1 protein-coding gene is annotated in these 354 nt (G+C 46.6%); it reads left to right on the top strand.

Annotated elements, in window-relative coordinates; genetic code table 11:
• Nucleotides 1-58: 58 nt before the first annotated feature.
• Entirely contained in the window at nt 59-181 is a 123-nt protein-coding gene (locus FLQ44_RS25085) for a hypothetical protein (RefSeq protein WP_369126620.1), read from the top strand.
• The last annotated feature ends 173 nt before the right edge of the window (nt 182-354 follow it).

Below are 354 nucleotides of genomic sequence, written 5' to 3'. Positions count from 1 at the left end.
CGATCAAGATCTTGCGCCAGTTGCATTTGATAATGGTATCCATCCAATCCACTTCTGGATGATTGTATTGGTTGCATTCGAGTTCGGTTATGTGACGCCACCAGTTGCACTGAATCATTTGCTGAAACAGCCAATGCATATTGACGGCGTGCACCAGAATTCCATACTTCTTTATAGATGATCGCACCCGCGGCAACAACGAAGATACCCGATGCGCCAGTATAGGCTGTAGGAATTGCAGCACCAATCAAAATGATCCAAGTCAATGTTTCTGGCGCCAAGTTCCAAGGGCGTAAAATCGCCAAGAACAAGTCCATGACTCGGGTTTGAGTCAGTAACATCCCCGCCCAAATA

The organism is Vogesella mureinivorans (genome assembly GCF_007644035.1).
Taxonomy (GTDB): domain Bacteria; phylum Pseudomonadota; class Gammaproteobacteria; order Burkholderiales; family Chromobacteriaceae; genus Vogesella; species Vogesella mureinivorans.
This window is presented reverse-complemented; position numbering and strand designations above follow the sequence as displayed.